The organism is Kingella pumchi, assembly GCF_022288825.1.
GTDB lineage: Bacteria > Pseudomonadota > Gammaproteobacteria > Burkholderiales > Neisseriaceae > Kingella_D > Kingella_D pumchi.
In genome coordinates this window covers 54,216-68,336 of the sequence record NZ_JAKOOW010000001.1, presented here as the reverse complement: position 1 = coordinate 68,336, position 14,121 = coordinate 54,216, and the positions used below count along the sequence as shown (strand labels likewise).

Below are 14,121 nucleotides of genomic sequence, written 5' to 3'. Positions count from 1 at the left end.
ACGGTCGATTCCATTGTATTTGCGCAGTACGCGTTTTGCCTGATTCCAAAAGTTTTCAATGCCGTTGATGTGGTTTTGTCTGTCGGCAAACAGCTTGCTGTAGTTGATACGGTGATGGGTAAATCCGCTTACATCCAACACATCATAGCTGCTCAAACAATCCGTATAGACAATGCTGTCAGGCATAATTTTCTTTGTGATAACAGGCATTAAAGTTTCTCTTTTGGCGTTCTCGACAACCACGGTATAAACCTTGCCGCCGCGTTTGAGAATACCGAAAACTGCCACCTTTCCCGCCGCACCGCGTCCGCGTTTGCCTTTGCGGTGTCCGCCGAAATAGCTCTCGTCCAACTCAATTGAGCCGTTAAAAACCGTATCGGCTTCCAACGAGAGATGATGGCTGATGACTTCGCGAATCTTGCGGTAAAACAGCACTGCCGAATTGGGGTGGATGCCCAACAAATCGGCGGCTGAACGGGCGGTAACTTCGAGTACAAAAAACTGTAGCAGTTTCTTTTGAATACTCTTTTTTATTTTACAATGGGTTATTTTCATTTTTGCAGTCTAACATGACTGCTTATCTAGTACAGCCCCTTTGCTTTTTTCAGGCTGCTTGGGCGGTAACGGCCAAAGCAGCCTGAAAACCTTTACCGCAATTCACCGTGTTCAAAATGCTGCTCCCATGCGATTTCGCCGTTGGCTTGGCGGCTGGGAATCAGAAGAATCTGCCGTCCGTATCGCGGCGTGGTCAGCAGAATCCAGCCGTCCGCGCTGATACGGGTTGCGGCTTGGGGATGCGGCGGGATGCCGACGGGCGGCTGCTTGTTTTTCAGTTTGTCGGCAACAGCGTTTTGCAGGGGCTAGGCGGTGGCGATAATCTGCCTGATTTCGCTGCGCTGCATATAGTTGCCGTATTGCGGAATCAGCAGCAGGGCAAGCAGCGAAATCAGCATAACGGCGCTGCAAAATCCTTTGATAAAGGCAAGGCGGGTGGGCGGCATGGGGCTTCCTTTTTTGCTGTACGCAAGATGCGCGGACGGATTTTAAGGCAGCCTGAAAACCGGTTTCGCGGTTTTTCAGGCTGCCTTTCGGCCTTTTTCCAAACGCCGTTATTGCGGCAAAACGGGCTGGCTTTGCTTGTTCTCTTTATATCTCAGGTGGGCCGAAATCAGGCAGGAAAGTTCGTGGCCGATGTCGCAGGCTTTCCAGTACAGTGCGCGCGCTTTGTCTTTGTTTGCGCCCAAGCCGCTGCGGGGGTCGAGATAAAGATTGGCCAAGGCATAGCAGCCTTTCATATTGCCGCCGTCGCAGGCTTTTTTCAGCGGTGCGCAGGCATCGGCGGGGGTGTTCGTATGCTCCTGCGTCCACACGGCAAATTTAACGCAGCTGTCGAGATCGTTTTGGCCGCATGCTGCGGCGAGCTGCTGGTAGGCTTTGGGGTCGAACGCTTCTTCGGCGCGGGCAAAAAGCGGCAGCAAAACGGCTGCGGCGATAAGGAATTTTTTTATTTTCTGGTCTCCGAATAAAAAGGCCGTCTGAAATCCTTTCGGGCGGCCTTTTGTGCAGGTTTAACCCAACGCCTTACGCGCGGCGGCGAACATTCGGTACCAGCCGCTCAATTCGCCCCAGTTTTCAGGCTGCCAGCTCATTTGCGCGGTTTGGTACACGCGTTCGGGGTGGGGCATCATGATGGTGATGCGGCCGTCGGCGTTGGTCACGCCGGCGATGCCCTGCGGCGAGCCGTTGGGGTTGAGCGGGTAGGTTTGGGTTACGGCGCCGGTGCCGTCGATGTATTGCAGGGCAATGGCAAGGCCGTCTGACACCGAATTGCCGTCGCGTCCTAAGTGGGCGAAATCGGCGCGGCCTTCGCCGTGGCTGACGACCACGGGCAGGCGGCTGCCCTGCATTTCGGCCAGAATCAGCGAGGGCGATTTGGCCACTTCGACCATGCTCAAACGGGCTTCAAACTGCTCGCTGCGGTTGCGTTTGAACTTCGGCCAGCCTTGGCTGCCGGGGATGATTTCGGCGAGGTTGCTCATCATTTGGCAGCCGTTGCACACGCCCAGCGCGAGGGTGTCTTGGCGCGCAAAGAAGGCGGCAAACTGCTCGCGCAGCGCGGGGTGGAACAGGATGGTTTTCGCCCAGCCTTCGCCCGCGCCGAGTACGTCGCCGTAGCTGAATCCGCCGCAGGCGGCGAGCATTTGGAAGTCGGCAAGGTGGACGCGGCCTGCCATCAGGTCGGACATATGCACGTCGTAGGCATCGAATCCTGCGCGGGTGAAGGCGGCTGCCATTTCGATTTGCCCGTTTACGCCCTGTTCGCGCAGGATGGCGATTTTAGGTTTCGCGCCGCTGTTGACGAAAGGCGCGGCGATGTCTTCGTTCACGTCAAATTTCACGTCGGCAAACAATGCGCTGCGGTCGTTGTCGCCAATCAGGGCGAACTCGCTGTCGGCGCAGGCGGGGTTGTCGCGCAGGCGTTGGATGGCGTGGCTGGTTTCCTGCCAGGTTTGTTGCAGTTTGATTAGGTTGTCAGAAATAAGGTGCGTTTGCCCGTCGCGGATGATTAACGTGTTCTCATCAGTTAACGTACCGATTTCAAAGACATTGTGATGAAGCTGTTGTTGATAGAATAAATTGATAATATCGGCAACATCTTGTTTCCTAACTTGGATAACAGCACCCAACTCTTCATTAAATAATGTGCGGGCAATGGTTTCTTGCCATTCAGCCAACGCTTTTACCTCTTCAGTCCGCAATGATTGAGACAGAGCGGTATGGTTGGTAATAAATGTTTGTGCAAGCAATAAATTTAAATCTATATCCAAGCCGCAACGTGCCGCAAACGCCATTTCCGCTAACGTAGCAAACAGGCCGCCGTCGCTGCGGTCGTGGTAGGCCAACAGTTTGTCTTCGGCCACCAGCTTCTGCATCACATCGTAAAACGCTTTCAGACGGCCTATATTGATGTCGGGCGCTTCGCCGCCGGTTTCGTTGTACACCTGCGCCAGCGCCGAGCCGCCCATGCGTGCTTTGCCAAAGCCCAAATCGACAAACAGCAATACGCTGTCGGCCACGTTTTTCAATTCGGGGGTAACGGTTTTGCGTACGTCGGCCACCGGCGCGAAGCCGGTAATCACCAGCGATAGCGGCGAAGTTACGGATTTTTGTTCGCCGTTTTCCTGCCACACGGTTTTCATCGACAGCGAGTCTTTGCCCACGGGAATGCTGATGCCCAAGTCTTGGCAGGTTTCGGATACGGCCTGCACGGTGCGGTAGAGTTTTTCGTCTTCGCCCGCGTTGCCGCAGGCGGCCATCCAGTTGGCGGAGAGTTTGATGTTGCCGATGTCGCCGATGTTCACCGCCGCCAGATTGGTGATGGCTTCGCCGATGCACATTCTGCCCGAGGCGGGTGCGTCAAACAGGGCAACGGCGGGTTTTTCGCCCATTGCCATCGCTTCGCCGCGATAGGTATCGAAGCCCATCATGGTTACGGCGCAGTCGGCCACCGGCGTTTGGTAGCGGCCGACCATCTGGTCGCGGGCGGTCAGGCCGCCGACGCTGCGATCGCCGATGGTAATCAGGAAGTTTTTAGCGGCCACGGCAGGCAGGCGCAACACGCGGTAGGCGGCTTCTTTCAGGTCGATTTGGCTGCCTGAAAATGCTTTTTCAGACGGCCTTACGGTCTCATCGCGGCGGGTGGTTTTGGGCGGTTTTCCGAGCAATACGTTGAGCGGCAGATCGACGGGATTGTCGCCGTACAAATCGTCGCGCACCTGCAAGTGGCCGTCGTCGGTAGCCGTACCGACTACGGCAAACGGACAGCGTTCGCGCTCGCACAGAGCAGAGAAGGTGTCGAGATTTTCCGGCAACACGGACAACACATAACGCTCCTGCGCTTCGTTGCACCAGATTTGCAGCGGGGTTAAGCCGTGTTCTTCCAGCGGCACGTCGCGCAGCTTAAACACCGCGCCGCGCCCTGCGTCGTTCACCAATTCGGGGAAGGCGTTGGACAAGCCGCCCGCGCCTACGTCGTGAATGGCGATAATCGGATTGGCGTCGCCCAGCTGCCAGCAGCGGTCGATCACTTCCTGCGCGCGGCGTTCGATTTCGGGGTTGCCGCGCTGTACCGAGTTGAAATCCAAGCTGGAATCGTTGCTGCCGGTGTCCATCGAAGATGCCGCGCCGCCGCCCAAGCCAATCAGCATCCCCGGGCCGCCGAGTTGGATTAACAACGCGCCTTCGGGGATTTCGTTTTTATGCGTCTGCTGCGCTTGGATATTGCCCAAGCCGCCGGCAATCATAATCGGCTTGTGGTAGCCGCGCATTTGGCCGTCAAACTCCTGCTCGAAGGTGCGGAAATAGCCCAGCAAATTCGGGCGGCCGAATTCGTTGTTAAACGCCGCGCCGCCGATGGGGCCGTCGATCATAATATCCAGCGCGGAAGCCAGATGGCCGGGCTTGCCGTAGGGCTGCTCCCACGGCTGCGCAAAGCCCGGGATATTGAGGTTGGACACGGTAAAGCCGGTCAAACCCGCTTTCGGCCGCGCGCCGCGACCGGTTGCGCCCTCGTCGCGGATTTCGCCGCCCGCGCCGGTGGCCGCGCCCGCAAAGGGGGCGATGGCGGTGGGATGGTTGTGGGTTTCCACTTTCATCAGAATGTGCGTGTCTTCTTCGGCGAAACGGTAGCCCTGATTTTCCGCCGCGTGCGGATAAAAACGCTTGATTTTCGCGCCCTCGATAATCGACGCATTGTCTTTATAGGCCACCACCGTGCCCTCGGGATGCGCCTCGTGGGTGTCGCGGATCATGCGGAACAAGGATTTCTCCTGCGCCTGCCCGTTTAACACAAAATCGGCGTTGAAAATCTTGTGGCGGCAATGCTCCGAGTTCGCCTGCGCAAACATCATCAGTTCCACGTCCGACGGATTGCGGTTTAACGCGCGATAGTTTTCCACCAGATAATCAATCTCGTCGGGCGAGAGCGCCAAGCCCAGCTCGGTATTGGCTTTGACCAGCGCATCGCGGCCGCCGCCCAATACGTTTACCGTAGAAAAAGTCTGCGCCTCGGGATGGGCAAACAGCTTTTCGGCAGCCTGAAAATCGGGCAATACCGACTCGGTCATGCGGTCGTGCAGCAGCGACGCCCACGCGCGTTTTTCGTCGTCGTTCAGACGGCCTGACACCCACACCGCCATGCCGCGCTCGATGCGGGTAATTTGCGAGAGGCCGCAGTTGTGCGCGATGTCGGTGGCTTTCGACGCCCACGGCGACACCGTGCCCAAACGCGGCGTAACCAAAAAGAGATTGAGGCCGTCTGAAACCTCCGGCGCGGCCACGCTTTGCGCGTCAACCAAGGCTTCGAGCTTCGCTGCATCATCCGCCGCCAAAGGCGCGTCGGACGCGGCAAAATACCAAAATTCGCTGGACAACTGAGCCGCAGGCAAACCCAGCGCAGCGGCCTTTTGCAGCAGTTTTTCAACACGGAAATCGGAAAGGGCGCGGGTGCCGCGCAGGGGGAGGACGACGGACATGGGTGGATTTTCTCTCGGAAAAAAGACAGGAAAAAAGAAGGCGCGATTATACGCAAAACGCCTGCTGGCCGTGCCGCTTTTTCGCCGCCGCCAATGGGGTTTTCAGGCTGCTTTTGGGTTCGGAATCGCGGTTTCAGGCTGCTTTGGGATTTGGAACGGCGGAAAAACGGCTGCAGGCAGCCTGAAAACTTTTCAGGCTGCCTGCAGCCGTCTGCCGGTTTGGTTCAGCCCGACATCGCCACGCCCTGATAGCCGGCGTACAGGCCGAGGGCGAGCAGCATGGCGGCGATGGCGTGGTTGAAGATGCGCTGCGGTAGGCGGTGGCGGATGTGGTTGCCGACATACATAAATCCGAGCGACACCACAATCACGCTGGACAGCAGCAGCCAGCTTTTGCGGTCGAACGCGGAAATCACGGGAAACAGCAGCACGATTTGGATCAGTTTGGTAATCAGGATGCTGATGTTGTTCACCATCACCATTTCGGTTTTGTTGCGGTCGGTGCCCAAGAGATAAATCATCAGAAAGGCGACGATGGCGTTGGTGGCGCCGCCGACGATGCCGGCCACGAAACCGAACACGGCCATGGTTTTGCGGTCGGTTTTAAAGCGGATGCGGAAACGGCTGTATTGGGTAAAAACGTAAAACAGTAGGGTGATGCACAGGAAGATTTTCAGGCTGCCTTCGGGCAGAAAGAGCAGCAGGCCGATGCCGATCAGGCCGCCGATAAAGCTGCTGGCAAACAGCGGGAAAAAGGCGCGGCCGTATGTGATGAGGTTGTGTTTGAAGCCTTCGCCGGTGCGCAGCATCATGATGTTGATCACCAGGCAGGGCAGCACCACCATGGCAACGGCGGTTTTGAGCGGGTAAAAACCGGCAATCACGGCGGTGCCGACGATGGGGTAGCCGAAGCCGGTGATGCCGTGCAGCAGGGCGCCGGTTACGAAAAAGAAAACGATGATCCAGTCGTTGGGTGTCCAATCCATGATGTGCGTTCCTGTGTGTGTTTTTGTAAAGGGCGGCAGTATAAGTGCGGCGGCGCGACAAAATTAGACTGTTTGTCTATATGGTTTAGAACGGCTGTTTGAAGCCGAAAAGGCAGCCTGAAAAGTTTTCAGGCTGCCTTTTTGGGGGGATGGCGGCGGGTTTACCAGTCGCCGCGTTTGAGTTTGTCGATCTGGCGGCGGTCGCGCTTGGTGGGGCGGCCGTCGGGATAGGCGGCGCTGACGCGGGCGGCCTGGTCGAGCAGCTTCTGCGCTTCGCGCGCCTGGGCGACGGCTTCGTCTTCGCGGTAGAGCAGGCGCGCTTCGGGCGCGGGGCGGCGCTGGTGGTTGAGCGCGGCCACGGTGATGCGGTAGGGCAGGGAATTGAGCGTGAGATCGATAACGTCGCCGGCGGCGATGTTTTTGCTGTTTTTGACTTTGCTGCCGTTTACCTGCACGCGGCCGAGCTCGATGTGCTTTTGCGCCAGCGCGCGGGTTTTGAAAAAGCGTGCCGCCCACAGCCATTTGTCGAGCCGCATGGCGGGGGTGTCGGAAGATGCTGCCATGATGTTGTCCTTTAAGAGTAATGCTGCGCCAAGGCAGCCTGAAACCAAAAAACGCTGCGGCGGATTGTAGCCTATTTGCGCCAGTGTCGTTTGATGCCGCGCAGTACGGCGCCGGCGCAAATGAGCTACAATCCGCGCTGCCCGAAATCTCTTGCAAGAAGCAAAACCATGCGTGCTTTCCTAAACCGTTGTCTGGCCTGGCTGATTGATCACGGCCTGTATTTTTTCGTCGCCTTCATCACCGGCATCCGGCCGAAGTTTGAGGGCGCTTTGGATTTTACGCCGGAGAAAAAAGTGTATTTCGCCAACCACGGCAGCCACGGCGACTTTGTGATGGTGTGGATTTCGCTGCCCAAGCGCTGGCGCCGGCTGGCGCGGCCGGTGGCGGGGGCGGACTACTGGCTCACCAACCGCTTCAAGCGTTTTATCATCAACAATGTTTTCAACGGCCTGCTGATTATGCGCAACGGCAACGACCCCAAGGCGATTACCGCAAAGATGGGCGCGGCGCTGGCAGAGGGCTCGTCGCTGATTATCTTTCCCGAAGGCACGCGCAATACCGACGACGACGTGCTGCTGCTGCCCTTTAAAAGCGGCATCTACCATCTGGCGCGGGAAAACCCCGACGTCGGCTTCATCCCGATTTGGATCGACAACATCAACCGCGTGCTGCCCAAAGGCAAGCTGCTGCCGGTGCCGCTGGTGTGCGAAGTGAACATCGGCGAGGAAATGCAGCTGCTGCCGGGCGAAGACAAAGAAGCCTTTCTCGAACGCACCCGCAACGCGCTGCTGGATTTGGCGCCCGCCGGCAAACGCCAGGCCTACCGGCAGCCTGAAAACCGTGCCGCCGCCACCGCAAAGGAATCCGCATGAATCCGCATCCCGCTACCCTGCCCGTGCAGGCAGGCATTGTGTTTCTGGGCATTTTCGCCACGCTGGCGGTGGCCGGCCTGATCGGCCAGATTCTCGAGCGCCGTTTTGCCAGCGACAGCCACAATCCCACCATCAGCAATCTGAACGCCCGCATTTATTCGTGGTGGGTAATGACCATCGTATTGTTGTTTGCCTTTTGGTTCGGCTATTGGGGCACCATCGTTTTGTTTCTGCTGATTTCCTTCGCCGCCCTGCGCGAATTTATGACGCTGGTGTACCGCCGCCGCAGCGACTACAACGCGATGGTCGCCTGCTTTTACGTGCTGCTGCCGCTGCAATACTGGTTTGTGCTGATCGACTGGTACAGCATGTTTACCATTCTGATTCCGGTGTACGCCTTTTTGATTCTGCCGATTATCGCCAGCCTGTCGGGCGATGCCGGTAACTTCTTCGAGCGTACCGCCAAAATCCAATGGGGCGCGATGATCACCATCTACTGCCTGTCGCACGTGCCGGCGCTGATGACGCTGGAAATCCAAGGCTTCAGCGGCAGCAACATCCTGCTGCTGGTGTTTATGATCGCCGTGGTGCAGGCCAGCGATGTGCTGCAGTATGTGTGGGGCAAACTCTTCGGTCGCCGCCGCATCATGCCTAGCCTGTCGCCCAACAAAACCGTGGCCGGCACCGTCGGCGGCATCAGCTGCGCCACGCTGCTGGCGGCGGCGCTGTATTGGATTACCCCGTTTTCGCCGTTTCAGGCTGCCTTGCTCGGTTTGCTTATCTGCCTGATGGGCTTTTTCGGCGGACTGGTGATGTCGGCGATCAAACGCAGTTTCGGCGTGAAAGACTGGGGGCGGATGATCCGCGGCCACGGCGGCATGCTCGATCGGGTGGACAGCATCTGTTTTGCCGCGCCGGTGTTTTTTCATCTGGTGCGCTATTTCTGGACGTAAAACCCGTGCCGCAAGCACAGCCAAACCGGCTTTCAGGCTGCCTGAGAAAGCCGGTTTGGCCGTCCGTTTGGCAGCCTGAAAAATTATGCCGGCGCCCAAAGCGTTTTTCAGGCTGCCAAGCCCTTACAAAGGATTACAGGAAAGAGTACAATAGGTGCCGTTTGGCCGCGCCGCGGCCGACATCTTCCAGCCATTTTGAATAACGATGACCGCAAAGCAGAGGTTCAGCCATCATGGACGAAAAACTCAATTTTTCTTATCTGTTCGGCTCCAATGCCCCCTACATCGAGGAATTGTACGAGAGCTTTTTGAGCGATCCCAATTCGGTTGATGAGCATTGGCAGCAGTATTTCCGCGAATTGGCCGCCCAGCCGGGCGCAGTGGCGCGCGATGTCGCCCACCGTCCGATTCAGGAATCTTTCGCCAATCTGGCCAAAAACCGTGCCACCGCAGCCGCAGCCGGCAGCATCGACGAAAGCATGCTGCAGAAACAAATCGGCGTGCTGCGCCTGATGTCCGCCTACCGCATCCAGGGTTCCGGCGCCGCCGATCTGGATCCGCTGAAACTGAAAAAACCCCGCCATACCGAAGGCCTCTCCCCCGAAGAACACGGGTTGGACAGCACCGATATGGCGGTTAAATTCAGCGTTGGCAGCCGCGATTTCGGAGGCGGCGAGACCAAGCTCACGCTGGCCGACATCCTGTCCCGGCTGAAAAAAACCTACTGCGGCCACATTGGTGTGGAATACATGCACATCAACAACCGCGAGGAGCGCCACTGGGTTCGCAACTATTTCGAACGCAACCAATCCACCCCCAGCTTCAGCAAAGAGGAAAAACGCTACATCCTGAAGCAGATTACCTCCGTCGAAACGCTGGAACGCTACCTGCACACCAAATATGTCGGCCAGAAACGCTTCGGCGTGGAAGGCGGCGAAAGCGCGATTGTCGGCCTGAACTACCTGATCCAGAATGCCGGCAAAGACGGCGTGGAAGAAGTCATCATCGGTATGGCGCACCGCGGCCGCCTGAACGTGCTGGTCAATACCTTGGGCAAAAAACCCGCCGACCTGTTCGCCGAATTTGAAGGCCGCGCGCCCATCAGCCTGCCCAGCGGCGACGTGAAATACCACATGGGCTTCAGTTCCGACATCGCCACCCCCAACGGCGCGATGCACGTTACGCTGGCGTTCAACCCCTCGCATCTGGAAATCGTCAATCCCGTGGTTGAAGGCTCCACCCGCGCCAAACAACGCCGCCGCGGCAGCGACGGCCGCGCCCAGGTTCTGCCGGTGCTGATTCACGGCGACTCCGCCTTTATCGGCTTGGGCGTGAACCAGGCAACTTTCAATATGTCGAAAACCCGCGGCTACACCACCGGCGGCACCATCCACCTGGTTATCAACAACCAGATCGGCTTTACCACTTCCGACACCCGCGACACCCGCTCCACCGTTTACTGCACCGACATCGCCAAAATGGTCGAAGCGCCGGTATTCCATGTGAACGGCGATGATCCGGAAGCTGTGTGCTACGTTGTTCAGGCTGCCTTGGAGTATCGCCGCCTGTTCAAAAAAGATGTGGTAATCGACGTAGTCTGCTACCGCAAACTCGGCCACAACGAGGGCGACGACCCGACCCTGACCCAGCCGCTGATGTACAAAGCCGTCGCCCAGCATCCCGGCGCACGCGCCATCTACGCCGAAAAACTGGCTGCCGAAGGTGTGGTCAGCACCGAAGAAGCCGAAGGCTACATCCAAGCCTACCGCAGCGCTTTGGACAAAGGCGAACACGTCGAACAAACCCGCCTGACCGACTACGCCAGCAAACACCGCGTAGATTGGAGCAAATACAAAGGCCAGGACTGGCGCGAAAAAGTAGAAAGCGGTCTTTCCCGCGCCGACATCGAACGCTTGGCCGAGAAGTTTACCGCCGTTCCGGCCGATTTCGAACTGCATGCCACCGCCAAGCGCGTGCTGGACGGCCGCCGCGCCATGGCTGCAGGCGAGCAGCCCTTCGACTGGGGCATGGCCGAAACGCTGGCCTATGCCGCAATGGTTACCAACGGCACCGGCGTGCGTATTTCCGGCGAAGACTCCGGCCGCGGTACCTTCTCGCACCGCCATGCCGTGCTGCACGACAAAAACCGCAGCGAAGCGCACAGCGGCAACTATGTTCCGCTGCAGCACATGGCCGAGAACCAGGCTCCGTTCAACGTATTCGATTCGATTCTGAACGAAGAAGCCGTTATGGCGTTCGAATACGGCTATGCCTGCTCCGCCCCCGAAAAACTGGTGATTTGGGAAGCCCAGTTCGGCGATTTTGCCAACGGCGCCCAAGTAACCATCGACCAGTTCCTCTCTTCCGGCGAAACCAAATGGGGGCGCATGTGCGGCCTGACCACCATCCTGCCGCACGGTTACGACGGCCAAGGCCCCGAACACTCCTCCGGCCGTGTCGAGCGCTGGCTGCAGCTGTGTTCCGAGAAAAACATGCAGATCATCATGCCCTCCGAAGCCTCGCAGATGTTCCACATCCTGCGCCGCCAGGTATTGCGCAGCTACCGCAAACCGCTGGTTATCTTCATGTCCAAACGCCTGCTGCGCTTCAAAGACGCCACCAGCCCGCTGGAGAATTTCCTTGGAGGCAATACCTTCCGTCCGGTTATTGGCGACACCGCTGAGCGCAAAGACAACGGCAGCGTGAAACGCGTTATCCTCTGCGCCGGCCAGGTGTATTACGATCTGGCGCAAGGCCGCGAAGAGCGCGGTTTGAACGACAAAGTCGCGATCCTGCGTTTGGAGCAGCTCTACCCGATGCCTTACGAGGAAGCTGCCGCCGAATTGGTGAAATATCCCGGCGCGGAAATCATGTGGGCGCAGGAAGAGCCGAAAAACCAGGGCGCGTGGTACCAAATCCGCCACCGCTTGGAGCGCCTGCTGCAAGAGGGGCAGAAGCTGTCTGTTGCCTCCCGCCCCACCAGCTCTTCTCCCGCCGTCGGCTACGGCAGCCTGCACGCCGCCCAGCTCAAACAGCTGGTGGAAGACGCCCTTACCTTTTAACACAAACCCCCGGCACCGCCCGGTGCCGCAATAAGCGAACAGGCAGCCTGAAAGTTTCAGGCTGCCTGCCCGAAAACCGATTTGGAGTCAAACATGATTGTAGAAGTAAACGTTCCCGTATTTGCCGAAAGTATTTCCGAAGGCACTTTGCTCACTTGGCATAAAAAAGTGGGCGAAAGCGTTGGCCGCGACGAGACCCTGGTGGAAATCGAAACCGACAAAGTGGTTTTGGAAGTGCCCGCGCCTCAAGCCGGCGTGCTGGTTGAAATCATCGTTCAAGACGGCGAAACCGTAACCAGCCAGCAGCTTCTGGCAAAAATCGACACCGAAGCCGCTGCCGCCGCCACTGAGGCGCCTGCTGCCCAAGCCGCTCCTGCCGCACCGGCCGCTGCCCCCGCTTCCAATGCCCAAGCCGGCGTGGCCATGCCTGCCGCCGCCAAACTGGCCGCCGAAAAAGGCGTGGACGTAAACAGCGTGCAAGGCTCCGGCCGCGACGGCCGCGTGCTGAAAGAAGACGTGCAGAACGCACCGGCCGCCGCCAAAGCCGCCGCTCCGCTGCCCGCCGGCGCCCGCCCCGAGCAGCGTGTGCCGATGAGCCGCCTGCGCGCCCGCGTGGCCGAGCGCCTGCTGCAATCCCAGGCCGACAACGCCATCCTCACCACCTTCAACGAAGTGAACATGAAACCGGTGATGGATTTGCGCGCCAAATACAAAGAAAAATTCGAAAAAGAACACGGCGTCAAACTCGGCTTCATGTCCTTCTTTGTCAAAGCCGCCGTTGCCGCGCTGAAAAAATTCCCCGTGGTGAACGCTTCCGTTGACGGCAGCGACATCGTGTACCACGGTTACTTCGACATCGGCATCGCCATCGGCAGCCCGCGCGGTCTCGTCGTGCCGATTCTGCGCGACGCCGACCAAATGAGCATTGCCGACATTGAACGGGCCATCGTCGATTACGCCGTGAAAGCCAAAGACGGCAAAATCGCCATCGAAGATCTGACCGGCGGCACCTTCAGCATCACCAACGGCGGCACCTTCGGCTCGATGATGTCCACTCCGATCATCAACCCGCCGCAGTCTGCTATCTTGGGTATGCACGCCACCAAAGAGCGCGCCGTGGTGGAAAACGGCCAGGTTGTCGTGCGTCCGATGATGTATCTGGCGCTGTCTTACGACCACCGCATCATCGACGGCCGCGAAGCCGTGCTGACCCTGGTAACCATCAAAGACCTGCTGGAAGACCCGGCACGCCTGCTGCTCGATCTCTAATCCGCAGCGCATACGCAGGCAGCCTGAAAACCGGATTTCACGGTTTTCAGGCTGCTTTTTTATCGGTTTGGACTTCGGGTAGGGCGGATATTTTGCCTCTGCAGGCAGTCTGAAAGGCTTTCAGACTGCCTGTGGTGTGTGTTTCAAACGCCGGCGGGTGTTGTGATGGTGCGCGGGGCGCACCCTACGGCTGCAGTACATATGAAAGCAGCCTGAAAACCGGAAAAGGGTTTTTAGGCTGCTTTTTGTCTGCGGCGCCTTAAGGCCGGCGGCAGTAGCGCCATTGGCCGGGTTCCAAGCCCAAATCAAACAGATTCAGGCTGCCGATGGCGGTGCGGACCAGGCGCAGGCAGGGGTAGCCGGCTTGGGCGCACATGCGGCGTACCTGGCGGTTTTTGCCTTCGCTGATGCGGATTTCCAGCCAGAAGTCGGGCACGCTTTTGCGCTCGCGGATCGGCGGGTTGCGCGGCCACAGCAGGGCGGTTTCGTTTTCATCGGGCAGGCGGATTTGGGCGGGGCGGGTGGTGAAGCCGCCCAAGTCCATCGGCTGCTGCAACAGCGCGAGCTTGGCGTCGTCGGGGCTGCCTTCGAGCTGCGCCCAGTAGGTTTTGACGGTTTTGTGGCGCGGGTCGGCGATTTCGGCCTGCAGGCGGCCGTTGTTGGTCAAGAGCAGCAGGCCTTCGCTGTCGGTGTCGAGCCGGCCGGCGGTGTAGTAGCCGGACAGCGGCAGCAGCTCTTTCAGGCTGCGGTGCTTTTCGTGCGGCGAAAACTGGCAGATGTAGCCGTAGGGCTTGTTCAGCGCGATCAGCTCTTGCTCGCGCGGCGTTTCGTTGAGGCGGCGCGGCGGGGCAGGGCGGCGGGGGCGTTGGCGGTTCATGGTG

The 14,121-nt window shown here is 58.6% G+C and carries 11 protein-coding genes; 4 read left to right on the top strand and 7 right to left on the bottom strand.

The features are described from left to right. The 6 genes from MB824_RS00335 to MB824_RS00310 all read right to left on the bottom strand — a co-directional run. Positions 1 to 555, bottom strand: a 555-nt coding sequence (locus MB824_RS00335) for an IS1595 family transposase (protein WP_238744837.1), incomplete at its 3' end; no start/stop codon positions are given. A 305-nt stretch (positions 556 to 860) separates the two neighbouring features. Beyond that, positions 861 to 1,001, bottom strand: a complete 141-nt coding sequence (locus tag MB824_RS00330; RefSeq protein WP_238744836.1) for a hypothetical protein — start codon at positions 999 to 1,001, stop codon at positions 861 to 863. Positions 1,002 to 1,109: 108 nt separating this feature from the next. Beyond that, on the bottom strand, positions 1,110 to 1,478 hold the full coding sequence (locus MB824_RS00325) for an SEL1-like repeat protein (RefSeq protein ID WP_238744835.1): 369 nt from the start codon (positions 1,476 to 1,478) through the stop codon (positions 1,110 to 1,112). Positions 1,479 to 1,568: 90 nt separating this feature from the next. Further along, positions 1,569 to 5,534 carry a phosphoribosylformylglycinamidine synthase gene (gene purL, locus MB824_RS00320; protein ID WP_238744834.1) on the bottom strand — a complete coding sequence of 1,322 codons (3,966 nt, stop codon included), beginning with the start codon at positions 5,532 to 5,534 and terminating at the stop codon, positions 1,569 to 1,571. A gap of 224 nt (positions 5,535 to 5,758) precedes the next feature. Further along, entirely contained in the window at positions 5,759 to 6,520 is a 762-nt protein-coding gene (locus MB824_RS00315; RefSeq protein ID WP_238744832.1) for a sulfite exporter TauE/SafE family protein, read from the bottom strand. Between the two features lie 161 nt (positions 6,521 to 6,681). Then, the gene (locus MB824_RS00310; RefSeq protein WP_238744830.1) at positions 6,682 to 7,083 is read right to left on the bottom strand and encodes an RNA-binding S4 domain-containing protein; all 402 of its coding nucleotides are present in this window, start codon (positions 7,081 to 7,083) and stop codon (positions 6,682 to 6,684) included. A gap of 168 nt (positions 7,084 to 7,251) precedes the next feature. Here MB824_RS00310 and MB824_RS00305 point away from each other — a divergent pair, with 168 nt between their 5' ends. From MB824_RS00305 to odhB, 4 genes are all read left to right on the top strand, one after another. After that, entirely contained in the window at positions 7,252 to 7,956 is a 705-nt protein-coding gene (locus MB824_RS00305; protein ID WP_238744829.1) for a lysophospholipid acyltransferase family protein, read from the top strand. Beyond that, positions 7,953 to 8,909 (top strand): phosphatidate cytidylyltransferase, encoded by a 957-nt coding sequence (locus tag MB824_RS00300; RefSeq protein ID WP_238744828.1) that lies wholly within the window; start codon positions 7,953 to 7,955, stop codon positions 8,907 to 8,909. The genes MB824_RS00305 and MB824_RS00300 overlap by 4 nt, the downstream gene beginning before the upstream one ends. A 230-nt stretch (positions 8,910 to 9,139) precedes the next feature. Next, the gene (locus MB824_RS00295) at positions 9,140 to 11,971 is read left to right on the top strand and encodes a 2-oxoglutarate dehydrogenase E1 component (protein WP_238744985.1); all 2,832 of its coding nucleotides are present in this window, start codon (positions 9,140 to 9,142) and stop codon (positions 11,969 to 11,971) included. A 93-nt stretch (positions 11,972 to 12,064) separates the two neighbouring features. Next, the gene (gene odhB, locus MB824_RS00290) at positions 12,065 to 13,240 is read left to right on the top strand and encodes a 2-oxoglutarate dehydrogenase complex dihydrolipoyllysine-residue succinyltransferase (protein WP_238744827.1); all 1,176 of its coding nucleotides are present in this window, start codon (positions 12,065 to 12,067) and stop codon (positions 13,238 to 13,240) included. Between the two features lie 259 nt (positions 13,241 to 13,499). On the opposite strand, the gene MB824_RS00285 is transcribed toward odhB, so the two are convergent. Further along, positions 13,500 to 14,117 (bottom strand): pseudouridine synthase, encoded by a 618-nt coding sequence (locus tag MB824_RS00285; protein WP_238744825.1) that lies wholly within the window; start codon positions 14,115 to 14,117, stop codon positions 13,500 to 13,502. Between the last annotated feature and the right edge of the window lie 4 nt (positions 14,118 to 14,121).